The organism is Curtobacterium sp. APC 4022 (assembly GCF_030407555.1).
In the GTDB taxonomy this organism is placed as follows: domain Bacteria; phylum Actinomycetota; class Actinomycetes; order Actinomycetales; family Microbacteriaceae; genus Curtobacterium.
This window is the reverse complement of record NZ_JASDDD010000051.1, coordinates 1-23,830: the sequence shown is the minus strand read 5'-3', so window position 1 is coordinate 23,830 and position 23,830 is coordinate 1. Positions and strand designations below refer to the sequence as shown.

The following is a 23,830-nucleotide window of genomic DNA, read 5'->3' as shown; positions in this document are numbered from 1 at the left end:
GGCGAGCACCGCCTCCGCCCGCTCCGCGCTGCCGGCGTCCATCCCGCGGCCGATGCGCCCGCGGGCGGCGAGCCAGATGACGACCCCGGCGACGAACACGAGCACCTCGGTGACGGTGAGCGCCCAGATGATGCCCGCGAGCCCGAACCAGAGGTTCCCGAGCAGGACGATCGGGATGAACAGCACTCCCTGCGCCAGGGACATCGCGATCGCCGGGGTGGCCAGCCCCGCGGCTTGGAACAGCGAGGTGAACAGCCCGGTGAACCCGTTCACCACCGTGGCGACCAGCTGGGCGACCAGGATCGTCAGCCCGATCGCCAGCACCGAGTGGTCCGAGGAGAAGACGGTGAACACCTGCTGTCGGAAGACGAACACGGTGCCGGAGAACAGCACCACGATCGCCCCGACCGTCAGCGCCGATGCCCGCAGTGCGGAGCGCAGTCGCTCTCGGTCGCCCTTGCCGTACGCGTAGGCCAGCAGCGGCAGGACCCCGATCGTGACGCCCATCACCAGGAACTCCGGCACCTGGGCGATGCGGACGGCGACCCCCATCGCGGCCAGCGGGTCGTCGCCGTACTGCGCGGCCAGGTTGTTGAGCACCAGGGTCGTGACGATGAGGAACCCGGCCTGCAGCAGCTCGCTGACGCCGATGCCGAACACCGGCCCGAGGACCGAGCGGCGGAGCGTGAACCAGCGGAGTGACAGGCTGACGTTCTCGCTGTGCGTCCCGAGCCAGCGCACCCAGTAGACGATGCTGACGAGGTTCGCCAGCCCGACCGCGAGCGCGGCTCCGGCGACGCCCCAGTGCAGCACCAGGATGAACAGGACGTCGAACACCAGGTTCCCGACGGTCGACAGGATCAGCCCGACCATCGCCTGTCGGGCGGCTCCCTCGGCGCGGACCATCTGCTCCAGGCAGAAGGCCGCGGCCAGGACCGGGACGAAGACGAGCATCACGCTGACGTAGGCGCTGGTGGCGGGGACCGCGGCGGCATCGGCCCCGAGCAGGCTGACGAGCGGCCCGAGGAACACCAGTCCGAGTCCACCGAGCACGATGCCCGTCACGACCGACCCCCACACGGCGAAGGACGCGACGTGCTTGATCTCGCCGGCCTTCGTCGGGTCGTGCTCGGAGGCGCCGAGCAGCCGCGACATCAGCGAACTGCCGCCGACGCCGAACACGCCGCCGACGGCCATCACCAGGCCGAGCAGCGGGGTGCCGAACGTGATCGCGGCGAGCAGGGAGGTGTCGTGCTGCGCGCCGATGAAGCCCGCGTTGATGACGTTGTACAGGGCACTGACGACCATCGCGGCGGCCATCGGCACGCACAGGTGCACGAGGGCACGGAGGATCGGGGCGGCGGAGAGGTACCAGCGGTTCTTCTCCGCCGCGGTGGTGGGTGTGGTGGTCGTGGTCGTCATGGTGGTTCCCTTCCGGGCAGCACGGATCGCGCGCCGACGGGACGCCGGCACGGCATGGCGGACGGCGCGACGGCAGCGCCGTCACGGCATCACGGGGAGCGCGTCGGCGGTGCCGTCGCGTGGGCAGGCTCGCGCCCGGCAGACTCGCGCTTCGGGCGGACGGCCGGGAGGCGCGGGTACGGTTACCGGGTGGGTTCCGGCAGCTCTGCGGTCACCTTGAGCAGGAGACCGCGGAGCGTGGCGCGCTCGTCCGGACTGAGCGGGGCGAGCAGGCGGTCGTCGAGGGCGAGCATCGCGTCCTCGAACCCGGCGATCAGGTCGATGCCGGCGGGGGTGGCGTACACGAGCTTCGTCCGGGCGTTGTCGGCGTCCGCTCGTCGTTCGATGAGGCCCCGTTTCTCGAGCCCCTGCAGGAGGCTCGACACGCTGGCCGCACTGGTCCTGCTCACCTCGGCGATGTCGCGTTGGATGGCACCGGGGTTCTGCTGCAGGTAGCCGAGGACGAAGCTCTGTTCGTGCGAGAGCTCGCGCTCCCGCACCCACTCCTCGGCGGCCTTGCGCTGCGCCCAGCCGATCCAGCGCATGAGCTGGAGGGGCGTGTCGAAGTGCGGTGCCTGCATGATGAGGACTCTAAGTGTTCGAGTTCTAACTGTCAACATCGAACCCGGACGGATGCTGCGATCGGGCAGAGCGTGGCTGGCATGCTTGGCCTCGTGCACATCACCCTGGACTCTGCGACCGACGTCGTCACCGGCATCCGCTTCCCCGAGGGCAACCGCTGGCACGAGGGCCGGCTCTGGTACTCGGACATGCACACCGGCCAGGTGTTCTCCATCGACCCGGACGGCGGCACGGACGCCGTCCCGCGGCTCGAGGCCACGGTCCCCGGGCAGTCGTCCGGCCTCGGTTGGCTGCCCGACGGCCGCCTGATCGTCAGCTCGATGGAGTCGCGCACGGTCGTGGCCGTCGAGGCCGACGGCACCACGAGCGTGTTCGCGGACCTGTCCTCGGTCGAGTCGTCGCTCGTCAACGACCTGGTGGTCGACCCGGAGACCGGCCGGACCTACATCGGTGCGTTCGGCTACGACCTCTACGCCGGCGAGGAGCTGCGCCCCGGCCCGCTCTACGTCATCGAGCCGGACGGTTCGTTCCGCCTGGCAGCCGAGGGGCTGGTCTTCCCGAACAGCGCCAACGTCCTGCCCGGCACCCGCACCCTGGTGGTCAGCGAGACCTGGGGCGGGAAGCTCACCGCGTTCGACATCGAGCCCGACGGCTCCCTGGCCGGGCGCCGCGAGTGGGCCGCGCTGCCCGAGGGCGTCACCCCGGACGGCAGCACGGTCGACGCCGAGGGCGCGATCTGGGTGTGCTCGGTCGACACGGGGGAGTTCCTCCGTGTCGTCGAGGGCGGCGAGGTCACGGACCGCATCGACGCTCCCGGTCGGTGTGCGATCGACTGCGCCCTCGGTGGTCCGGACGGTCGGACGCTGTACCTGGCGACGGCTGACAGCTACGACCCGGCGACGACCGCTCGGACGCACGCCGGGCGCATCAGCGCGGTGCGTGTTCCGGTGTCCGGCCACTAGTCGCACTCGACCCCCCGCGTCCTCCGGCGTACGATGGCTCTGGTTAATCGTTTAAACAGCGATCGGCCATCCACCGAACAACGACGCTCGGAAGGAACCACCACCATGCACACCAGGCCCATCTCCAGGAGGCGGCGCACGGTCACCGCCGTCCTCGGGGCACTCGCCCTCATCACCGGGAGCCTCGTCTCCGCCACGGTCGGTGCCGGCAGCGCTGCCGCCGCCACCAACGGTCCATGCGACACCTACTCCGGCGCAGGCACGTCCTGCGTCGCCGCCTACAGCTCGACACGAGCGCTCTACGCGTCCTACAACGGCCCGCTCTACCAGGTGCAGCGCGCCTCCGACGGGGCAACGACCAACGTCGGCCTGCTCGCCGCCGGCGGGTACGCCAACGCCGCGGCCCAGGACACGTTCTGCTCCGGCACCACCTGCACGATCCCGAAGATCTACGACCAGTCGCCGAACCACAACGACCTCACCGTCGCCGGGGCCGGGGACGCCGGCCCCGCCAACCACGCGGCCGACGCAGCAGCGCTGCCGATCACCGTCGCCGGGCACAAGGCGTACGGCGTCTTCATGCCACAGCAGGTCGCCTACCGGATCTCGAGCACCGTCGCCAAGGGAACGGCTCGGGGAGCCAGTCCCGAGTCGATGTACGAGGTCGCGAGTGGCACGAACGTCAACCACGGCTGTTGCTCCGACTTCGGCAACGTCGAGACCCAGTCGAAGGACACCGGCAAGGGCCACATGGACGCCCTGAACCTGTCGATGCTCAACGGCAAGGGCAGTGCCGGCCGCGGCCCCTGGGTGCAGGCGGACCTGGAGAACGGCGTCTACGAGGGGAAGACCGCGATCAACACCGCGAACACGGGCAACAGCTCGAAGTTCGTCACCGCGCTGCTGAAGAACGACGGCGTCGCGGCCTTCGCGCTCAAGGGCGGGAACGCGCAGTCCGGCGCCCTGTCGAAGTGGTACGAGGGTGCCCTGCCCACGGACAAGGACGGGGACGGCCAGGGCTACACGCCGATGAAGCTCGAGGGCTCGATCGTCCTCGGCGCCGGCGGTGACAACTCGAACCGCGGCACGCAGTCCTTCTTCGAGGGCGTCATGACGACCGGGTACTCGACCGATGCGGCCGACTCCGCCGTGCAGGCGAACATCGTGGCGCAGAACTACCAGGGTGTCTCCACCGGCGGGGGACCGGGCGCAGCGATCACCGCGCCCGGCGGCAAGTGCGTCGACGTCGCCGGCGACGACGTCGGCGGCAACGGGGCCGTCGTGCAGCTGTACGACTGCCAGGCGCTCGCCGCGGACCAGCACTGGCTGGGCAGCGTCTACGGCACGCACACGCTGAGCACGCTCGGGCGCTGCCTGGACGCGAACGGCAACGGCACGGCGAACGGCACCCACGTCGAGCTCTACGACTGCAACGGGGTCGGCGGTCAGCAGTGGATCGTGCAGCCGGACGGGTCGATCAAGAACCCGCAGTCCGGTCGCTGCCTGGACGTCCCGTCGGGCAACACCGCGAACGCCACGGCCCTGCAGCTCTTCGACTGCAACGGCAACGCGGCGCAGAAGTTCGTGGCGGCGGTGACGATCGGCACCATCGGCGGCAAGTGCGTCGACGTCGCCGGCAACGACCTGCAGCAGAACGGCCAGCAGGTGCAGGTGTTCGACTGCCAGACCCTGCTGACCGACGAGCAGACCACCGACCAGCAGTGGGCGTACAACGCGGGTGACCACACCATCCGCACGCTCGGTCGGTGCCTGGACCTGGACGGCAACGCCACCACGAACGGCACGCACCTCGAGCTGTACACGTGCAACGGCGTCGGCGGGCAGCAGTGGGTCCCGCAGGCGAACGGCTCGGTGCTCAACCCGCAGTCCGGTCGGTGCCTCGACGTCCCGTCGGGCAACACCGCGAACGGCACCGCCCTGCAGCTCTACGACTGCAACGGCGCGGCTCCGCAGGTGTTCCGGCTGAACTGACCGGCACGAGTCGCGGGGGACCGCGGACGGGAGGCTCGGTGCCGGACCGGCACCGAGCCTCCCGTCCGTCACGCCCACCGGTCCGCCGGGTGGGCGCGAACGACACCGCAGAAAACGTCGAAAGGGCTTGCTTCATCGATTAAGCAGGTGCAGGATGACCGCAGAGTTAATCGATAAAGCGTCGGCTCCGGCCACGCTCCCGACGAGGAGGCGACACCATGCCGAAGTCCGTCACCCTGAAGGACGTCGCCGCGAAGGTCGGCGTCACCTCCGCCGCCGCGAGCATGGCGCTCTCCGGTCACGAGCGGATCAGCGAGAAGACCCGCGCCGCCGTCAAGCAGGCCGCCGAGGACCTGGGCTACGTCCCGAGTTCGGCCGGCCGAGCTCTCCGCAGCCAGCGGGCGGACGCCGTCGCCCTGGTCGTCCCGAACTCGTCGGCGCACGTCTTCGGCCACCTGTACTTCATGCACGTCCTGACCGGCATGTCCACGGCCGCGAACGCCCACGACGCCCAGGTCATCGTCTCGACCAACGCGGACACCTCGAACGGCGGCGTCGCCTACGAGCGGGTCATGCGTTCCCGGACCGCCGACGGCGCGATCGTCACCAGCGCCGCGATCGACGACCACCACGTCGAGGCACTCGTCGCGAGCGGCCTGCCGGTCGTCCTCATCGGCAACTACCCGCACCTCGCCGACGCGGTGAGCGTCGGGATCGACGACGTCTCGGCGACCGAGCAGCTCGTCGAGCACCTGGTGACCGAGCACGGCCGGCGCCGTCTGCTGCACGTGTCGGGGACGCTCGACCACCAGACCGGCATCGACCGGCGCGACGGCTTCCTCCGCGCCGCCGAGAAGCACAGCCTGACCGACGTCGCCGTGATCGAGGGCGACCTGGCCGAACAGTCGGGAGCGGCCGCCGTCGAGCAGGTGCTCCGGCAGCGGACCGGCGACGAGCGGTTCCCGTTCGACGGCATCGTCTTCGCCAACGACGACATGGCCGTCGGTGGCCTCGCCGTGCTCCGACGGGCCGGCGTCGACGTGCCGGGCGAGGTCGCGGTGGTCGGGTTCGACGACTTCGGGTTCGCCCGCGTCACCACCCCGGGCATCACCACGATCCGGGTCCCGGCCGAGGAGATGGGGCGGATCGCCACCGAGCGGCTCTTCGACCTCGTCGACCGGCGCCCCGGCGGCCACGCACACACCGAGCTCGGCGTCGAGGTGGTCCTCCGCGGCTCGTGCGGCTGCGACCCCGACCACACCGACCCCCACTGACCCCACCGAGCCCCACTGACCAGAACGACACCGAACACCGAACACCGAACACCGAACACCCGCAGCACGACCCACCCGCACGGCCCTGCACCACCGCACCACCGCAACACGGCACGACCCACAGCACCCGCAACGCAAAGGAGCGTTCCCCGATGAAGCACGCACGCACGACCCTCGCGGTCGTCTCCGGTGCCGCAGCACTGGCACTGGTCCTCACCGGTTGTTCCGCCAGCGGCAACGCCGCCCAGGACGGCCCCGCCACCCTCAAGGTCTGGACCGGGTTCACCGGCGGTGACCGACCGGGCTACGCGACCATCGTCAAGGACTTCGAGAAGTCGCACCCCGACATCACGGTCGAGATGACCGTGCAGCCGTGGGACACGATCCAGCAGAAGCTGCCGTCGGCCTGGCTCACCGGCCAGGGTCCGGACGTCGCCGCGGTCTCGTCGGACCCGAACGCCGTCGCCCAGTACGTGAAGACCCGCTCCGTCCTGCCGATCACCGACACGGGGGAGGGCAGCGGCAAGATCAACACCGGGTCGTTCGCCCCCGGGACGGTCGAGGAGTTCACCTACGACGGCAAGCTCTACGGCGTCCCGGCCAACTTCGCCACGCTGAGCCTCTACTACAACAAGAAGCTCTTCGCCGATGCCGGCATCACCGACCCGCCGAAGACGGTGCAGGAGATGGCGGCGGACGCCGAGAAGCTCACCACCGGCGGCAAGTACGGCATCGCGCTCGCCGACAACCAGACCATCCAGATGTGGCCGGTCCTGCAGTGGCTCGAGGGCGGCGACATCGTCAGCGGCAAGGGCTGCAGCGTCGTCCAGACGTCCGCCGGGCAGAAGAGCCTGTCGACCTGGGCCGATCTGGTCGCGAAGGACAAGGTCAGCCCCGTCGGCCTCACCGGCGCCGAAGCGGACTCGCTCTTCTCCGCCGGCAAGGCCGCGATGGAGATCAACGGCCCCTGGGCAGCCTCGGGCTACAAGTCGGCAGGCATCGACCTCGGCATCGTGAAGGTCCCGGTCGGCGTCGACGGCAAGTCGAGCACGCTCGGCTCGATCGCCCCGCTGTCGATCTCCGCCAAGACGAAGTACCCGAAGCAGGCGCAGGAGTTCCTGGCCTACTGGACGTCCAAGACCGCGCAGCAGAAGTTCTCGCTGCAGACCGGGTTCCCGCCGCTCCGCACCGACCTCTCCGACGACGCGAAGCTGACCGCCGACCCGACGGTCTCGGTCTTCGCCAGCCAGGTGCCGGACGCACGCCTGTACCTGCCGCACGTGCCGAACGCCACGAAGGTCGACTCCGACGCGTACGTCCCGCTCATCGGCGAGATCACCCGTGGCAAGTCCGTGGCCGACGCCACGAAGAGCGCCGGCCAGGCGATCAACGGCCTCACGGGCTGCAGCAAGTGACCGACCAGCTCACCGGCTCGGCCCCGCCACGCAGCCCGCGTGGCGGGGCCGCCGCCCCGGACGGACGGGAGGCGCGCCCCACCCGGGTCCGCACCCGCCGGTTTCAGCCGGCCTGGCTCTTCATGGCCCCGTCGCTGCTCATCCTGGGCGCCTTCGTGGTCTTCCCGATCCTGCGGTCGCTGTACTACTCGTTCTTCGACTGGACCGTGGGCGCCGCGACCCAGCCGTTCGTCGGCTTCGGCAACTACGTCACGCTCTTCCACGACGGACAGTTCTGGAACGCACTGCGGATCACGCTCGAGTTCACCGTCGTCTCGGTCGTGGTCCTCGTGGTCTTCGGCTTCATCGCCGCACTGCTGCTTCAGCGGGACACCCTGGCGAACCGGATCGTCCGCTCGGTGTTCTTCTTCCCGACGATCGTGTCCCTGGTGACGATCGGCTTGGTCTGGAAGTTCCTGCTCGATCCCGACATCGGCCTGGTCGGCGGGATCACCGCGGCCCTCGGGCTGCCGAGCGTCGCCTGGCTGCAGTCGACGTCCCTGGCCCTGCCGACGATCGTCTTCGTCTCGGTGTGGAAGAGCATCGGCTTCGCGATGATCCTGTTCGTCGCCGGGCTCAAGGGCGTGCCCGCCGAACGGTACGAGGCCGCACGCCTGGACGGCGCGAACACCTGGCAGACCATCTGGGGGATCACCCTGCCGAGCATCCGCCCCACCATGCTCTTCACCTCGATGATCCTGACGATCCAGTCGTTCCAGGTGTTCGACCTCGTCTACGTGATGACCGGCGGCGGCCCGGTCTTCCACACCGACACACTCGTGAACCTGCTCTACCGCGACGGGTTCGTCAACTACCAGACCGGCTACGCGTCGGCGATCTCCTGGGTCCTCTTCGTCATCATCATGCTCATCTCCCTCCTGCAGCTCCGGCTCTTCCGGTACGACGATGTCGACTGAGGCGCGCACGCGGCGACCGTCCCTGACGGAGCCGGCACGGGCCTCCCGTCCGGAGCCCACCCGCGACCGGCGACACGGCCGCCGGACCGGCACCGCTCGCACCGGGTCCGTCCTGAAGTGGGTGTACCTCGGCGTCGGACTGGTGTTCGCCCTCGTGCCGTTCATCTGGATGGTCAGCGGGTCGTTCCGGTCCGAAGCCGACCTGTTCGGCCACCCGGCCAGCCTGTTCCCGACCAGCATCACCCTGCACGGCTACGTCGGGGTCTGGCAGCAGCTGCCGTTCCTGCGCCTGCTGGCGAACTCGTTCCTGTTCACCATCGTCACCACGGTGCTGACGCTGCTGTTCGACTCGATGTGCGCCTACGCGCTCGCCCGGATGCGGTTCGTCGGCCGGAACGTGGCGTTCGTGCTCGTCATCGCGACCCTGATGGTGCCGTTCCAGGTGACGCTCATCCCGGTGTTCGTGGAGCTGTTCCACCTGGGGTGGCTGAACACCTACCAGGGGCTCATCATCCCGCGGGCGACCAGCGCGTTCGGCATCTTCCTCTTCCGACAGTTCTTCATCGACATCCCCGTCGAGCTCGACGAAGCCGCCCGCATCGACGGCGCCGGACACTGGCGGATCTACTGGCAGGTCATCCTGCCGCTGGCGAAGCCCGCCATCGCCACGGTCGCCGTCCTGAACGGGATGGCGCTCTGGAACGACCTGCTCTGGCCGCTCGTCGTCACCACGTCGAACGACATGCTGACGCTGCCCGCCGGGTTGACGCTGTTCGGGGGAGCACACGTGACCGACCACGCAGTGCTGCTCGCCGGCGCGGTGATCTCGCTCGTGCCCATCGCCCTCGGGTTCTTCTTCGCGCAGAAGTACTTCGTCGCCGGCGTCGCCACCACGGGGTTGAAGTGACGGCCGCGGGCGGTGTGTTCCGTGCCGGTACGTTCACCTGGATCGCCGGCATCGAGGACACCTGCGTGCACCCACCCGAGCGCTTCGCGATGGCACCGCTCGACGAGCACGAGCTCACCGGCCACGACACCGCCTGGCGCTCGGACCTGGACCTCGTCCGCTCCCTCGGCGCGACCGCACTCCGGTACGGGGTCGACTGGCCGCGTGTGCACTTGGCACCCGGGGTGTTCGACTGGGCCGTCCTCGACGAACGCCTGGCGTACGCGGCCGGGCTCGGGCTCACAGTGATCGCGGACCTGGTCCACTACGGCACGCCGACCTGGCTCGACGACTCGTTCGCCGACCCCGCATACCCCGACGCGATCGCCTCCTTCGCCGGGGCCTTCGCCGCCCGGTACCGGGGTGTCGTCGACCACGTCACACCGCTCAACGAGCCGATCACCACGGCGTCCTTCGCCGGCCTCCGCGGGGTGTGGCCACCGGCCCTGACCGGGTGGGACGGCTGGACCGCGGTCGTCCTCGGCATCGCCCGGGGCATGCAGCAGAGCGTCGCCGCCGTCCGGTCCGCCAATCCCGACGCCACGATCGTGCACGTCGAGGCGACGTCGATGTTCAGCACCGACGACCCCGGCCTCGGAGCCGAGGCAGCACTCCTCACCGAACTCGGCACCGTCCCGACCGATCTGGTGCTCGGCCGTGTCGACCTCGACCACCGCTCCTACCGCTGGCTGCTCGAGCACGGTGCGACCGAGGCCGGGCTCGCCGCCCTGGTCGACGGCGCCGTCACACTCGACCTGCTCGGCGTGAACTACTACCCGGACCTCTCACCGCGTCGACTCACACCCGGCCCGGACGGCACCGTGCAGCACGCCCACGACCGGTGGACGGCCGGACTCGTCGAGTCGCTGACGGGCTTCGCCGAGCGGTACGGGCTGCCGATGCTCGTCACCGAGACGTCGATCGAGGGCGACGACGACCTCCGCTCCCGGTGGGTGCAGGACTCGTCCGCCGCCGTCACAGCGCTCGCCGACGCCGGCGTCGACGTCCGCGGCTGGACCTGGTGGCCGGTGTTCGACTTCGTCGACTGGTCCTACGCCTCCGGCGGGGAGAACGTCGAGGAGTTCACGGTCGCCCCCGAGGTCCTCGCAGCCCGCCAGCGGGTCGGGGGAGCGAAGGAGCCGTTCCTCCGGCGGATGGGACTCGTCCGACTCGAGGAGCGAGCGGACGGCACGCTCGACCGCGTCGAGACCGCGGCCGCAGCGGCGTTCCGCGCGGTGGCGACGGCGACGGCGACGAGCGTCGCCCGTCCCTAGCGACGGCGGACGGGAGGCCCGTCACCCGACCGGTGCGTGCCTCCCGCCCGCCGTGTGGTCGGCCCGGTCAGTCCGCCGCAGCGGTCGCGATCGGTCCCGTCGCGACCGGACCCATCGCGGGTGCGGCGGCGACCGCGCCGGTCAGCCCGGTGCAGGCGACCATGAGGCCGGCGGTGGCGCCGGCCGGTGCCGTCCGTTCCGGTGTGACGGGCGCTACCGGTTCGTGTCCGGACCGAGCGCGCCCGGCCGCGGCGGGCCTCCCGGACAGCACCGGCCGCGGTGGGCAGGATGGCCGGAGGGGACAGGGGGAACACATGACGGGTGCAACAGCGCCGTGGTCGGACGAGGAGCACAGCGGGGCGCGGGTAGCCGACCCGTCCGCCGAACCCGGTGCGGGGTCCTGGATGTTCGCGACGATCGTCCTGGTCGCCGTCGTCGTGGCGGATGCAGCGCTCCTGAGCCTGCCGTTCGGACAACTCCTGCGACTGCCGGAACCCGTCGGCCAGGCGGTGCTGGCACTGGTCTTCGGCGGTGTCCCCGTCGCGACCGTCCTCGCCGGACTCGGTCTGCTGGTCCAGGGCCCGGCCCGGCGGCTCGTGCACCTCGCAGTCGCCCTCGTGTGCATCCCGCTGTCGATCGGGGCAGGCCTGAGTCTCGGGCTCGGACTGAGCTTCGGGCCCGGCGGCATCGTCTGGGCGGTGCTGATGTTCGGCATCGTCCTGGCCTTCGTGCTGACCCTCGCGGGCCGGGCGCTCCGACGGCCGGCGCCGCACTACGCCTCGAACGACTTCGCGGCCCGCGACCGTCGGCTGACGCGCCTGGTCGTGTGGGGCTGGGTCGTGGTCGCCCTCGTCTCGTCAGCGCTGTCGACCGGGCCGTACTTCCTGCTGACCAGACTCGCCGCGGGGGATTCGTCCGCGTTCCCGCCGGTCCCGGTGCTGCCGGTGGTCCTGGCCGTCGTCGTCCTGCTGCTCGTCGTGCGCCGACGGGGCCTGCGGCGGCACGCGGTGTCGGTTGCGTCGCTCTCGTCGCCCGACGTTCGCTCGTCGTCCGATGCCTTCGCGTCGTCCGACGTGGACCCGGGCATCGACACGCGTCCGGGGGCCGGGGCGTGACCCGACCTCCTCGCCCCGGCGAGCCCGGTCGGCGGCCCGCTCGTCGTCGACGTCCTGGTCGGCCGGAAGCACCGTTCACCTGGCGTCGCTTCGGAGCCGGGGTGTGGCAGTTCGTCCCGAACCTGTCGGTGTACCTCGGCGCAGCGTGCCTCCTCGTCACGCTGTTCGGCCTCGGCCCCGCGGTCCGGGCCCACGACCAGAACGTCGAACTGCACCGCGTCGGGGTGCGCACCACCGCCGAGGTGGTGAGCGTCCGGAAGGAACACCACCACCGTCGGCACAGCACCTGGGACGAGTGGATCCCGACGACCCAGCAGACCGTCGACGGCCAGACCAGCAGCACCGAGCTCGGGCGGTATTCCTCGAGGGACGAGGACGCCTTCCACCGCGGGCAGCGGTTCGCGGTGCTCGTCGACCCGGGCGACCGCGACTCGGTCGTGCTGGCATCGGACGCTGCGCGCGAGCACGTCGACGGCCGGCTGCACCTGTTCGTGGGGATCGCGATCGGCAGCGTGGTCTTCCTCGGCATCGGCATCCCGGCCGTCGTGCACCGTCGGCGGCACGACCCGAGGCTGCAGCGGCGTGGGGCGAAGGCGGCCCGGCAGGCGGCGCGTGCGCGTGCGGCGCGGGAGAAGGCCGGACCCGGCTGAGCAGGGTCGGGTCCGTGCGGACCCCGCTCAGCCGCCGAACGCCGAGATCTCCTCGAGCAGCGGCTCGTGCATGGCACGACGGAGGACCGCGGCACCGGCGAAGACGCTGGCCCGGTCCTCGTCCGGGAGGCTCGCGAGCAGTCCGACGATCTCGTTGCGTCGACGGTCCATGACGTCGGCGACGAGTGCGCGCCCCTGATCGGTCGGGCCGACCAGGACCTCGCGCCGGCTCTCGCTGCTCGGCAGGCGTTCGACCCAGCCGTCCGCGACCAGCCGGTCGACGTTGCGGGTGAGGGTCGACGGCCCGACGGCGAGCCGTTCGGCCAGGTCGCCGGAGCGGGTCGGGCCGAGGGCGGTGACGAGGACGATCAAGCGGAACTGCGGGACGGTGACGTCCTCGAGCGCCGGGGCCAGGGACCGGGCCACGACTCCGAGGAGTCCACGCGAGGCTGCGAGCAGTTCGTCGATCCCCTCGGGAGCTGCATCAGACATGCGTCCATCCTGCCCTGGTGATCAGGACAGCCCGAGCAGCCGCCGTCATTCGGCAGGTGCGCGCCACGCTCGGGGCGCCGATCGAGTCGCGGTACCCGGTGCGCGGGGGAGTGACCGGGCGACGCGCGTGTCCAGACGCCGCGCGGGTCGCGAGGCGCCGCCGTTCGGCCGAGGCGCCGCGCGGGCACTGAGGCGCCCCCGTCCGGCCGAGGCGCCGCCCGAGCACTGAGACGCCCCCGTCCGGCCGAGGCGCCGCCGAACTCTGCGGCGTCTCGGCCGTTCGGAGGCGTCTCAGACGGACGCCGGCGTCTCGCGCACGACACCACCGTCAGGGTGAGGCGCCCCGCACGCATCGAGACGCCGCTCGGGCACTGAGACGCCGCCGAACTCTGGGGCGTCTCAGCCGTTCGGAGGCGTCTCGAACAGACGCCGGCGTCTCGGACAGACGTCGGCGTCTCAGACAGACGCAGGCGTCTCAGACAGACGCAGGCGTCTCGAACAGACACAGCCGTCTCGCGCACGACACCGCCGCCCCGCAGCCACACGCCCCTCAGGCCGAGCCGCGCCAGACCACCTCGGTCGGCAGGACGACCCCGCGCGGCTCGGTCGACGGCTCTGCGATCTGCTCGAGCACCTGCCGTGCCGCCTGCTCGCCGAGCGTCCGTGCGGGCTGGCGGACGGTCGAGAGCTCGGGATCGCAGCGCAGGGCCCAGGCGCTGTCGTCGAACCCGACGATGCCGATGTCCTCCGGCACGCGCTTGCCCCGACGCTGCAGCAGGTCCATCGCCCCGGCGGCGACGGCGTCCGACGCGGCGAACACCCCGTCGATGTCGGGCGCCCGGTCGAGCAGTTCGCGCATGCCCTCAGCGCCGGCGGTGTAGCTGAACAGGGGGTTCCGGGCGACGAGGTCCGGGTCGTACCGGTCGCCGAGTGCCGACGCGAACCCGGCCAATCGGTCCTGCCCGGAGTCGCGGTCGAGCCCGGAGGCGAGCATCGCGATGCGCTTCCGCCCGGTGTCGACGAGCCGGCGTGTGATCCGTTCGGCGGCGTCGCGGTTGTCGATGCCGATCCACGAGAACGCCGCCGCGTCGGGCGGGTGTCCGACGAAGCATGCCGGCAGCCCGATCTCGACGATCGCCTTCGTGATGGGGTCGTCGTCGCGGGCGGAGAGCACGATGGCGCCGTCGACGAACCCGCCGCGCAGGTACTCGACGACGCGGTGGCTGTCCCGCGCCGAGTCGACCATGATCGTGACGAGCTGCTGCTCCGCCTCGGACAGGACGCTGTTGGTGCCGATGAGGATGTTGCCGATGTTCGGGTCGTCGAGGACCACGACCGACGGCTCGTGCACGATGAGCGCGATCGCGCCGGAACGGCGGGTGACCAGGCTGCGGGCGGCGGCACTGCGGACGTACCCGACGCGCCGGATGGCGTCCTGCACGGCTTCGCGGGCGGCGTCGGAGACGTACTGCTCGTCGTTGAGGACCCGTGAGACCGTGCCGCGGGAGAGCCCGGCCGCGTCGGCGATGTCCTGGATCGTGGCGCGTCGACGCGCTGTTCTGACCTCGGACATGCCGCCACTGTAGTGGCGCGTCGGGCCGCGGTGTTGACACGGCGGCCCGAGTCGTGTTGTATCTGGGATCGCTCCCAGAACGGATTTCGACAGCGATTTCGACACCGTCCTGGGATCGCTCCCAGATCACCGCGGCGCAACCCGTCCGCAGCAGTCTGGGACCGCTCCCACACATGCTGGGTCCTTCACCGCCGAAGGGGTCGAACCGACCGAGGCGCCGACGGGCCCCGATCGACGAGGACCCCCGTGACCACCACCCTGCCCGCACCGGTCGGCGACGCACCGGCTGCCGCCGTCGACCCGGCCGACAGCGCCCTCGGTCTCGGCTCGACCGGCCTGGCGTTCGGCTGCGACTACAACCCCGAGCAGTGGGACCACGCCACCTGGGTCGAGGACGTCCGCCTGATGCGCGAAGCCGGCGTCACGATCGTCGCGATCAACGTCTTCGGCTGGTCGCAGGTCGAACCGCGCCCGGGGGAGTACGACTTCACCGCGCTCGACACCGTCATCGACCTGCTGCACGGCGCCGGCATCGCGGTCGACCTGGGCACCGGGACCGCCTCCACCCCCGCGTGGCTCACCACCCTGCACCCCGAGGTCCTGCCCGTCGCGGTCGACGGCACCACGCGCTTCCCCGGCGGCCGCCAGGCGTTCTGCCCGGCGTCCCCGGTCTACCGCCGGTACGCCCTCGCCCTGGTCGAAGCCACCGCCGCCCGGTACGGCGACCACCCGGCCGTCCGCCTGTGGCACGTCTCGAACGAGCTCGGCTGCCACAACGCCCGCTGCTGGTGTGACGTCTCCGCCGACGCGTTCCGCACCTGGCTCCGGGCCCGCCACGGCAGCATCGAGGCGCTCAACACCGCGTGGGGCACCGCCTTCTGGAGCCAGCGCTACGGATCGTTCGACGAGGTCCTGCCGCCCCGCCTGACCCTGTCGACCGGCAACCCCGCACAGCAGATCGACTTCGACCGGTTCTCCTCGGACACGCTCCTCGAGCACCACCGCGCCGAGACCGCCGTCATCCGCAAGCACAGCACCAAGCCCGTCACGACGAACTTCATGGTCGCGGCCCACATCACCGCGATGGACTACTGGTCCTGGACCGGCGACATGGACGTCATCGCCAACGACCACTACCTCGACAACCGCCTGCCCCGGCCGAACGTCGAGCTCTCCTTCGCCGCCGACACCACCCGAGGCCTGGCCGGCGGCGCCCCCTGGCTGCTCATGGAGCACTCGACCGGCGCCGTGAACTGGCAGCCGCGCAACCTCGCCAAGGCGCCGGGGGAGATGCTCCGCAACACCGCGGCACACATCGCCCGCGGAGCCGACGGCGTCTGCTTCTTCCAGTGGCGCGCCTCCGTGCAGGGCTCCGAGAAGTTCCACTCCGCCCTGCTGCCGCACGCCGGCACCGACTCGCAGGGCTGGCGCGACGTGGTCGCGCTCGGCGCGCTCGTCGACCGCCTCGGCGAACTCCGCGGCTCGCGGGTCACCGCCGACGTCGCGCTCGTGTTCAGCTGGGAGAACCAGTGGGCGGCCGACCTGGAGGCCCACCCCACCACCGCGGTCCGCTACCTGGAACAGGTCCACGCGCTCTACACCGCGCTGTGGGACCTCGGCGTCACCGTCGACGTCGTCGCGCCCGGCGCTCCGCTCGACGGCCACCCGGTCGTCATCGTCCCCGAGCTGTACCTGGTGCGCGACGAGCACGCCGCCGTCATCGCCGACCACGTCGAACAGGGCGGCCACGCGCTCGTCACCTTCTTCAGCGGGATCGTCGACGAGCTGGACCGGGTCCGCACCGGCGGCTACCCGGGCGCCTTCCGCGAGATGCTCGGCATCCGGGTGGACGAGTTCCAGCCGCTCGCCGAGGGCGACGTCGTCGAACTCTCCGACGGCGGAACCGCGACCACCTGGTCCGAGCCGGTCGAACTGGTCGACGCCGAGAGCGTGGTCCAGTACGCCAGCGGCCCGCTCGTCGGCCGGCCCGCGGTCACCCGGAACGACCACGGTGCCGGGTCCGCCTGGTACCTCTCCACCGTCGTCGACGACGCGTCGCTGCGCTCCCTCGTGCAGAAGGTCCTCGACGACGCCGGCGTGCACGGCGACCCGGCGACCGCGCCCGGCCTCGAGGTCGTCCGCCGCCGCGACGACGAGCACGAGTGGGTCTTCCTGCTCAACCACTCGGATCGGACCGTGCAGCACCACGAGGCGGGCCACGAGCTCGTCACCGACCAGGCCGTCGCGGGCGTCACCGCGATCGAGCCCGGCGGTACCCAGATCATCCGCACGGACAGGAAGCGCTCATGACCACCACCACCCAGCGACGCCGGACGGCCACCCGGCCGCACCCGGCCAAGCGTCCGGCCGGCGGCGGCTCCCGCTACCGCCGCGCCATCGCGGTCTTCGTCGTGCCGTTCGCGGTGCTCTTCACCGCGTTCTACCTCGTCCCGATCCTCTACGCCGTGTGGCAGTCGCTGCAGAAGATCGAACGCCAGGGCACGTTCGGCGCCCCCACGCAGGTGTTCGGCGGCCTCACCCAGTACGTCCTCGTGTTCCAGAACGACGTGTTCTGGGGTTCGGTCCTCCGCGTGCTGCTGTTCGGCGTCGTGCAGGTCCCGGTGATGCTCGGCCTGGCGCTCGTGTTCGCCCTGCTGCTCGACTCGCCCCTGCTCCGCGGCAAGCGGTTCTTCCGCCTGGCGTTCTTCGCGCCCTACGCCGTCCCCGGTGTCATCGCCGCGATCATGTGGGGCTACCTGTACGCCCCCGACCTGTCGCCGTTCTCCGCCGTCACCTCGAAGGTCGACCTGCTCGGCAGCGGCACCGTCCTCTGGGCCGTCGCCAACGTCGTCACCTGGGTCTACGTCGGCTACAACATGCTCATCATCTACTCGTCGCTGCTCGCGATCCCGACCGAGATCTACGAGGCCGCGAAGCTCGACGGCGCCTCGCAGTTCCGGATCGCCGTCTCGATCAAGATCCCGATGGTGGTCCCGGCGATCATCCTGACCGCGGTGTTCTCCGTGATCGGCACCCTGCAGCTGCTCACCGAACCGACCGTGTTCCGGCAGTTCACCTCGACGATCTCGTCGACCTTCACGCCGAACATGCTCGTGTACTCGACCTCGTCTGTGCCGAACTTCAACCTCGCGGCGGCGTTCTCGGTGGTCCTCGCCGTCGCCACCTTCATCCTGTCGATCGGGTTCCTCCGACTGACCCAGCGGAAGGACGCCTCGTGAGCGTCAACGCACCCTCCCGACGCGACGCGAAGCGCGACGCAACGAGCGCGGCGGACGCGCGCCGGGCCTCCCGTCCGACCAGCGGACGACCGGACGGCACGCGCGGTCCCCGCGAGAGCGTCATCTCGCGCAGCGCCGCGATGCTCGTCATGGGCGTCTTCACCCTCTACTTCCTGCTGCCGATCTTCTGGCTGCTGGTGTCGTCGACGAAGACCGTCGCGAACTTCAACTCGACCGCGCCGCTCTGGTTCAGTGCCACCGCGATCCAGGACACCATCACCAACCTCGGGGAGCTGTTCACCCGTCAGGACGGCATCTACCTGCGGTGGATGCTGAACAGCATCGCCTACGCCGGCGTCGCCGGGCTCATCGGCACCGTGCTGTCGGCGATGTGCGGCTACGCGCTCGCCAAGTACCGGTTCCGTGGCCGTGAAGCACTGTTCAACGTGTTCCTCGGTGGTGTCCTCGTGCCGGCGACCGCGCTCGCCCTGCCGCTGTTCCTCATCTTCAGCCAGGTCGACCTGACCGACACGTTCTGGTCGGTGTTCCTGCCGAGCATCGTCAGCCCGTTCGGCGTCTACCTGTCGCGGTTGTTCGCGGCGTCGAGCGTCCCGGACGAGATCATCGAAGCGGCCCGCATCGACGGCTCCGGCGAGGTCCGGACGTTCTTCACCGTCGCCGTCCGCCTGATGTCCCCGGCCCTCGTGACGATCTTCCTCTTCCAGTTCGTCGCCATCTGGAACAACTTCTTCCTGCCGCTCGTGATGCTCCGCGACTCGTCGCTGTTCCCCGTCACCCTCGGCCTCTACACGTGGAACTCGAGCGTGAACCAGTACCCGGACCTCCGGACCATGGTGCTCATCGGGTCGTTCGTGTCGATCATCCCGCTGCTCGTCGCGTTCCTCAGCCTGCAGCGGTTCTGGCGCTCGGGGCTCGGCTCCGGCGGCCTCAAGTGACCCGCTCTCTTCCCCTCCCGCACCTCATCTCCACCCGAACGGAAACAGCATGAAGACAACGAAGTTCCTCAGTGCCGCCGCCGTCGCGCTCGCCGCGACCGTGGCCCTCGCCGGCTGCAGCTCCGGCGGTGGCAGCAGCTCCGGTGGCGGGTCGTCCGACTCCGCCGCGTCGAGCTGCAAGCCGTCCGGCGGCAAGGTCACGCTCGACTTCACCACCTGGGTCCCGAACATGGACAAGGTCGTCGCGGTCTGGAACAAGGAGCACCCGGACATCCAGGTCAAGGTCTCCATCGTCGCCAACGGCAACAGCGGTACCTACCAGAACTTCTTCAACCAGTTGAAGGCCAAGCAGGCGCCGGACATCGGCCAGGTCGAGTACGACTCGCTGCCGGCGTTCCGCGTGCAGGGCGGCCTCGAGAACATCGCCGCGTGCAAGGGCGTCAGCGACGTGAAGAAGGACTTCTCCGCCGGCCTCTGGAACCAGGTCACGTTCGGCGAGGACAACTCGGTGTACGCGATCCCGCAGGACTCGGGTCCGATGGCGCTGTACTACCGCAAGGACCTGTTCGAGAAGGCCGGGCTCGACGCCCCGAAGACCTGGGCCGAGTACGCCGAGGACGCCGTCAAGATCAAGGCGATGGGCGGCAACATCACCAACTTCGCCAAGGGTGACGTCAACCAGTTCGCCGGGCTCGTCTCGCAGGCCGGCGGCCAGTGGTTCAAGAACTCCGGCCAGGACTGGAACGTCAACCTGACCGACACCGCGTCGAAGAAGGTCGCCGACTACTGGCAGGACCTCATCGACAAGAAGCTCGTCAACACGCTGCCGAGCTTCACCGACCAGTGGAACAACGCCTACGACAGCGGCCAGGACTGGACCTGGGTCTCCGCGGTCTGGGGTGCCAACACCATCTCGTCCGGTGCACCGTCGACCTCCGGCAAGTGGGCCGTCGCCCCGATGCCGCAGTGGAAGTCGGGCGACAGCGCCTCGGCTGCCTGGGGTGGCTCCTCGAACGTCGTCTTCTCCGGCAGCAAGCACCCCGCCGAGGCCGCGCAGTTCCTCACCTGGCTGAACACCTCGACCGAGGCGCTCTCGCAGCTCAACGAGGTCGCGAACCTCTACCCGGCATCGAGCACCGGCGCTGAGCTGCCCGCGCTCACCAAGGGCCTGGAGTTCTACGGCAACCAGAAGATCTACGAGCAGTTCGCCGACGCAGCGAAGGACATCCAGCCCTTCACCTGGGGCCCGACGATGACGCAGACCTACGCGGACGTCTCGGACGGCTTCGGCAGCGCGGCCTCCGGCAACGGGACCCTGCTCGACGCACTGAAGTCCGGTCAGACCAAGACGATCGCGGCGCTCGAGGCGCAGTCGATCCCGGTCAAGAAGTAACGCACCCGGCACGAACGGGGACGGGCCCTGGAGGATCTGCTCACGCAGGTGCTCCGGGGCCCGTCCTCGTGTGGTCCGTCGCGCGTCAGCTCCGGCCGCGGTTGCGTCGCCGTACGGCCTTCGGCGCCCGTCCCGCCATGAACGACCGCGCCGGGTCCACGACGAAGCCCTGCCGCAGCGCCTCGCGGCCGACGAGCATCCGGAAGCCCATCTGGTCGCGGTTGCTCAGCGTGACCTCGGCCATGACCGTCCGGCCGGCGAGCTCGATCGACATGAGCACGACGATCCGCTCCTGCGTGTGACCGCTCGAACTGCGGATCACCCGGCGGTCGTGGACGTCGCACTCGACCGTCTGCGGGTCGACGTCGGAGTCCTGCCAGGGGTGCACCGAGAACCGCACGCGGCCGCCGGGCAGCTCCTCGACGTCGAAGGCGTGCAGGGCGGAACTGCGGGCGCCGGTGTCGAGCTTGACCTTGATCCACGGGATGCCGATGTCCGGCAGCGCCGCCCACTCGCGCCAGCCCGCGACGATCGGCACACGGGACGCGGACTTCCCGCTGTCGGGGCGCTTCGCGGGCTCGGCCATGGCCCCTATCTTGGCAGTGATGAAACTCGCCATCCTGTCGCGCGCTCCCCACGCGTACTCGACGCAGCGTCTCCGGACCGCTGCAGCCGAGCGCGGTCACACCGTCAAGGTGCTGAACACCCTCCGCTTCGCGATCGACCTCACCGGCGAGCAGCCGGACCTGCAGTACCGCGGCAAGCTGCTCTCCGACTACGACGCCGTCCTGCCGCGCATCGGCAACTCGATCACCTACTACGGCACCGCGGTGGTGCGGCAGTTCGAGCAGATGGACGTCTACACGCCGAACACGGCGAACGGCATCACGAACTCGCGCGACAAGCTCCGCGCCAACCAGATCCTGTCCCGACACGACATCGGCATGCCAGCGACCACGTTCGTCAGCAGCCGTGCTGACGTCCGCGGTGCGATCGAACGGGTCGGCGGCGCCCCCGTGGTCATCAAGCTGCTCGAGGGCACACAGGGCATCGGCGTGATCCTGGCTCCGGAGGCGAAGGTCGCCGAGTCCATCGTCGAGACCCTGCACTCCACCAAGCAGAACGTGCTCATCCAGAGCTTCATCTCGGAGAGCCGCGGCAAGGACATCCGCGCACTGGTGGTGGGGGACCGGGTGGTCGCGGCGATGCGACGATCGGCCTCGGGCGACGAGTTCCGGTCGAACGTGCACCGCGGCGGCACGGTCGAACAGGTCATGCTGACGCCGGAGTACGAAGAGGCGGCGGTCCGCTCGGCGCAGATCATGGGCCTCCGGGTCGCGGGCGTCGACATGCTCGAGGGCAACGACGGACCGCTCGTCATGGAGGTCAACTCCTCCCCGGGCCTCGAGGGCATCGAACGCGCGACCGGGCTCGACGTCGCCGGCGCGATCATCGACTTCATCGCGAACCAGGTGGCGTTCCCGGAGATCGACGTCCGCCAGCGCCTCAGCGTCTCGACCGGGTACGGCGTCGCGGAGCTGCTCGTGCACACCAACGCGGACCTGGTCGGCAAGACGATCAAGGACTCCGGGCTCTGGGACCGCGACATCACCGTGCTGACCCTGCACCGTGGGACGTCGGTCATCCCGAACCCCCGCAGCGGGGTCGTGCTCGAGCCCGGCGACCGACTGCTCTGCTTCGGCAAACTCGAGGAGATGCGGTCGATGATCCCGGACCGCCGGCGTCGTCGGACGAAGCTGCGGAAGCTGCCGAAGGACTCCCTGCCCGACAGCTGATCGCGCTCCTCTCACATGTTCGTCCGCATGGCGCTGTCTTCCGGTGCAGTGCACCCGTGCGCCTCCGACGTCACGTAGCGTCCCGCCCAAGAAGAGAGTTCGTCTCGCGTTCCGCAGTCCGCGGGCCGTCCGGGCCCCGTGATCCCGGGGTCGGACAACGCCAGCGGACGGTGGGCGCCGTGAACAGGGAGCACGCCATGACGACGTACGAATCGAACCACGACGTGGCGCCGATCCACGTCACCACCTACCGCTCGGCCCGCAAGGCCGCCCGACGCGGATGGGCGGTCCCAACGGACATTCCCGTCCCGTCGCTGGACGACCTCTGGTGCTCCGGCGCCACGGAGCGCGCGCGGCGACGATGACGGGCGGCGCGCGTCCCGGACGTCATCCGTGACGGCCGGGAGGCTCCACCCACCCCGTCAGGGAACCACCGGCCCCGAGTCGGCCGGCCCCGAATCGGCCGGCCCCGGAACGACGAGCGTCGCGGCCGACGGCTCGCGGATCGCCGCGAGCACCACGTCGAGCGCCCGGTCGAGCTCCGGCAGCGTCACCGCGCCGTACCCGAGGACCACGCCCGGCCCGGAGCGTCCCCGCTCGACCTCGTAGTCCGCCAGGTCCGCCACGAGGACCCCGGCCGCCGCGACCCGGGCCACCACCTCGGCACCGGTCGGAACGGCCGCGCCGATCTCCGGAACAGCCGCGCCGGCCTGCAGCATCGCCGCGCCAGCGTCGGGAACGCCCGTGTCGGTCGCCGGACCCGGCCACGTCAGGACCGCGTGCAGCCCGCCGGTGAGGGCGCGAGCCTCCAGGCCGGCGACCCCGCTGTCCGACAGCCGGCGCGCGATCTGCTCACGCCGGTGCGTGTAGTCCCGCCGGACCCGGCCGAGGTGTCGCCGGAACGCTCCGGTGCGGAGCAGGTGCGCCACCGCGACCTGCACGGGCTCCGCCACGACGGCCCCGCGGGCGGTCCTCGCGGCGACGACCGCGGCGTGCAACGGTCCGGCCTCCCGGGGCAGCACGAGGTACGCGCAGCGCAGCCGCGGGTCGAGGGTCTTCGAGAACCCGCCGAGGTGCACGACCACCCCGTCGGTGTCGAGTGCCGCCAGCGCGGGAACGGGTGTGCCGCGGTGGCGGAACTCGGAGTCGTAGTCGTCCTCGACGACGACCATCCCGACGGACGCGGCACGGGCCAGGAGTGCCCGGCGCTGCCCGACCGGCATCACGGACCCGAGCGGGTACTGGTGCGTCGGCGAGACGACGACCGCGTCGGCCGAGGTCCCGGCGAGGACCGCCAGGTCGATGCCGTCCGGCCCGACCGGCACGGCGACCAGTTCCGCGCCCGCGCTCGTCAGCGCCCGGTGGCCCGAGCGGTAGCCGGGGTCCTCGACCGCGATGCGTGGCGGACGTCCGAGCCCGGCCCGGAGTGCCTCGACGAGCAGTGACAGCGCCTCCGAGGTCCCCGCGGCGACCACGACGTCGGACACCGCGGGTGTGAAGCCACGCGCCAGCCCGAGCTGCACCACGATCTGCTCCCGCAGCCCCGGGAGGCCCAGCGGGTCCGACAGCCCGTTCCGGAGCGGTGCGTCGGCGGCCGCTCGCCACGCCGCCCGCCAGTCGCGAGGACTGATCGCGCTGACGGCGGGGATACCCGGCCGGCAGTCGAGCACCGGCCGGCCGTCGGGCACCGGCACCGGTGCCGACGTCGGGGTCGGTCCGAGCCGGGAGGCGCGTCCCACCCCCGCCTCGCTGCC

General features: G+C 70.7%; 21 protein-coding genes. 15 read left to right on the top strand and 6 right to left on the bottom strand.

Features of this window, described 5'->3' with window-relative positions; genetic code table 11:
- Both QL987_RS13990 and QL987_RS13985 read right to left on the bottom strand, forming a co-directional pair.
- The coding region (locus tag QL987_RS13990) for an MATE family efflux transporter (RefSeq protein ID WP_290158192.1) at window positions 1-1,422 on the bottom strand (1,422 nt) is incomplete at its 3' end.
- A gap of 182 nt (window positions 1,423-1,604) precedes the next feature.
- The gene (locus QL987_RS13985) at window positions 1,605-2,042 is read right to left on the bottom strand and encodes a MarR family transcriptional regulator (RefSeq protein WP_290158190.1); all 438 of its coding nucleotides are present in this window, start codon (window positions 2,040-2,042) and stop codon (window positions 1,605-1,607) included.
- Window positions 2,043-2,123: 81 nt separating this feature from the next.
- Between QL987_RS13985 and QL987_RS13980 the strand changes: the two genes are divergently transcribed.
- The 9 genes from QL987_RS13980 (at window position 2,124) to QL987_RS13940 (ending at window position 12,627) form a co-directional block, all read left to right on the top strand.
- On the top strand, window positions 2,124-3,005 hold the full coding sequence (locus tag QL987_RS13980) for an SMP-30/gluconolactonase/LRE family protein (RefSeq protein ID WP_290158188.1): 882 nt from the start codon (window positions 2,124-2,126) through the stop codon (window positions 3,003-3,005).
- A gap of 105 nt (window positions 3,006-3,110) precedes the next feature.
- The gene (locus QL987_RS13975) at window positions 3,111-4,997 is read left to right on the top strand and encodes an arabinofuranosidase catalytic domain-containing protein (protein WP_290158187.1); all 1,887 of its coding nucleotides are present in this window, start codon (window positions 3,111-3,113) and stop codon (window positions 4,995-4,997) included.
- 218 nt (window positions 4,998-5,215) lie between these two features.
- Window positions 5,216-6,271, top strand: a complete 1,056-nt coding sequence (locus QL987_RS13970; RefSeq protein ID WP_290158186.1) for a LacI family DNA-binding transcriptional regulator — start codon at window positions 5,216-5,218, stop codon at window positions 6,269-6,271.
- A gap of 152 nt (window positions 6,272-6,423) precedes the next feature.
- Window positions 6,424-7,686 (top strand): ABC transporter substrate-binding protein, encoded by a 1,263-nt coding sequence (locus tag QL987_RS13965; protein ID WP_290158185.1) that lies wholly within the window; start codon window positions 6,424-6,426, stop codon window positions 7,684-7,686.
- The gene (locus tag QL987_RS13960) at window positions 7,683-8,642 is read left to right on the top strand and encodes a sugar ABC transporter permease (RefSeq protein WP_290158184.1); all 960 of its coding nucleotides are present in this window, start codon (window positions 7,683-7,685) and stop codon (window positions 8,640-8,642) included. Before QL987_RS13965 ends, QL987_RS13960 begins: the two co-directional genes overlap by 4 nt.
- On the top strand, window positions 8,632-9,549 hold the full coding sequence (locus tag QL987_RS13955) for a carbohydrate ABC transporter permease (RefSeq protein WP_290158183.1): 918 nt from the start codon (window positions 8,632-8,634) through the stop codon (window positions 9,547-9,549). The genes QL987_RS13960 and QL987_RS13955 overlap by 11 nt, the downstream gene beginning before the upstream one ends.
- Window positions 9,546-10,862: a family 1 glycosylhydrolase gene (locus QL987_RS13950; protein WP_290158182.1), complete on the top strand. Its 1,317-nt coding sequence runs from the start codon at window positions 9,546-9,548 to the stop codon at window positions 10,860-10,862. The genes QL987_RS13955 and QL987_RS13950 overlap by 4 nt, the downstream gene beginning before the upstream one ends.
- Window positions 10,863-11,176: 314 nt before the next feature.
- Window positions 11,177-11,977: a hypothetical protein gene (locus tag QL987_RS13945; RefSeq protein WP_290158181.1), complete on the top strand. Its 801-nt coding sequence runs from the start codon at window positions 11,177-11,179 to the stop codon at window positions 11,975-11,977.
- 101 nt (window positions 11,978-12,078) lie between these two features.
- Entirely contained in the window at window positions 12,079-12,627 is a 549-nt protein-coding gene (locus QL987_RS13940) for a DUF3592 domain-containing protein (protein WP_290158180.1), read from the top strand.
- A 27-nt stretch (window positions 12,628-12,654) separates the two neighbouring features.
- On the opposite strand, the gene QL987_RS13935 is transcribed toward QL987_RS13940, so the two are convergent.
- Together QL987_RS13935 and QL987_RS13930 are read right to left on the bottom strand one after the other, a co-directional pair.
- Window positions 12,655-13,119: a MarR family transcriptional regulator gene (locus tag QL987_RS13935; protein WP_290158179.1), complete on the bottom strand. Its 465-nt coding sequence runs from the start codon at window positions 13,117-13,119 to the stop codon at window positions 12,655-12,657.
- A 550-nt stretch (window positions 13,120-13,669) separates the two neighbouring features.
- On the bottom strand, window positions 13,670-14,692 hold the full coding sequence (locus QL987_RS13930) for a LacI family DNA-binding transcriptional regulator (protein ID WP_290158178.1): 1,023 nt from the start codon (window positions 14,690-14,692) through the stop codon (window positions 13,670-13,672).
- A 336-nt stretch (window positions 14,693-15,028) separates the two neighbouring features.
- Between QL987_RS13930 and QL987_RS13925 the strand changes: the two genes are divergently transcribed.
- From QL987_RS13925 to QL987_RS13910, 4 genes are all read left to right on the top strand, one after another.
- The gene (locus tag QL987_RS13925) at window positions 15,029-17,002 is read left to right on the top strand and encodes a beta-galactosidase (RefSeq protein ID WP_290158195.1); all 1,974 of its coding nucleotides are present in this window, start codon (window positions 15,029-15,031) and stop codon (window positions 17,000-17,002) included.
- Window positions 16,999-17,931, top strand: coding sequence for a sugar ABC transporter permease (locus tag QL987_RS13920; RefSeq protein ID WP_253462409.1), 933 nt, complete (start codon window positions 16,999-17,001; stop codon window positions 17,929-17,931). The genes QL987_RS13925 and QL987_RS13920 overlap by 4 nt, the downstream gene beginning before the upstream one ends.
- A 122-nt stretch (window positions 17,932-18,053) precedes the next feature.
- On the top strand, window positions 18,054-18,887 hold the full coding sequence (locus tag QL987_RS13915) for a carbohydrate ABC transporter permease (protein ID WP_290158194.1): 834 nt from the start codon (window positions 18,054-18,056) through the stop codon (window positions 18,885-18,887).
- Between the two features lie 49 nt (window positions 18,888-18,936).
- Entirely contained in the window at window positions 18,937-20,280 is a 1,344-nt protein-coding gene (locus QL987_RS13910; RefSeq protein ID WP_253462412.1) for an extracellular solute-binding protein, read from the top strand.
- Window positions 20,281-20,365: 85 nt separating this feature from the next.
- Here the strand turns inward: QL987_RS13910 and QL987_RS13905 are convergent, their stop codons facing one another.
- Window positions 20,366-20,866, bottom strand: coding sequence for a RimK/LysX family protein (locus tag QL987_RS13905; RefSeq protein WP_111075419.1), 501 nt, complete (start codon window positions 20,864-20,866; stop codon window positions 20,366-20,368).
- A gap of 19 nt (window positions 20,867-20,885) precedes the next feature.
- Between QL987_RS13905 and rimK the strand changes: the two genes are divergently transcribed.
- Both rimK and QL987_RS13895 read left to right on the top strand, forming a co-directional pair.
- Complete coding sequence (rimK, locus tag QL987_RS13900) at window positions 20,886-22,076, top strand: 30S ribosomal protein S6--L-glutamate ligase (protein WP_290158175.1); 1,191 nt, start codon at window positions 20,886-20,888, stop codon at window positions 22,074-22,076.
- A gap of 197 nt (window positions 22,077-22,273) precedes the next feature.
- Window positions 22,274-22,441, top strand: coding sequence for a hypothetical protein (locus QL987_RS13895; RefSeq protein WP_290158173.1), 168 nt, complete (start codon window positions 22,274-22,276; stop codon window positions 22,439-22,441).
- Window positions 22,442-22,498: 57 nt separating this feature from the next.
- Here QL987_RS13895 and QL987_RS13890 read toward each other — a convergent pair.
- On the bottom strand, window positions 22,499-23,830 hold a 1,332-nt coding region (locus QL987_RS13890; RefSeq protein WP_290158171.1), incomplete at its 5' end, for a PLP-dependent aminotransferase family protein.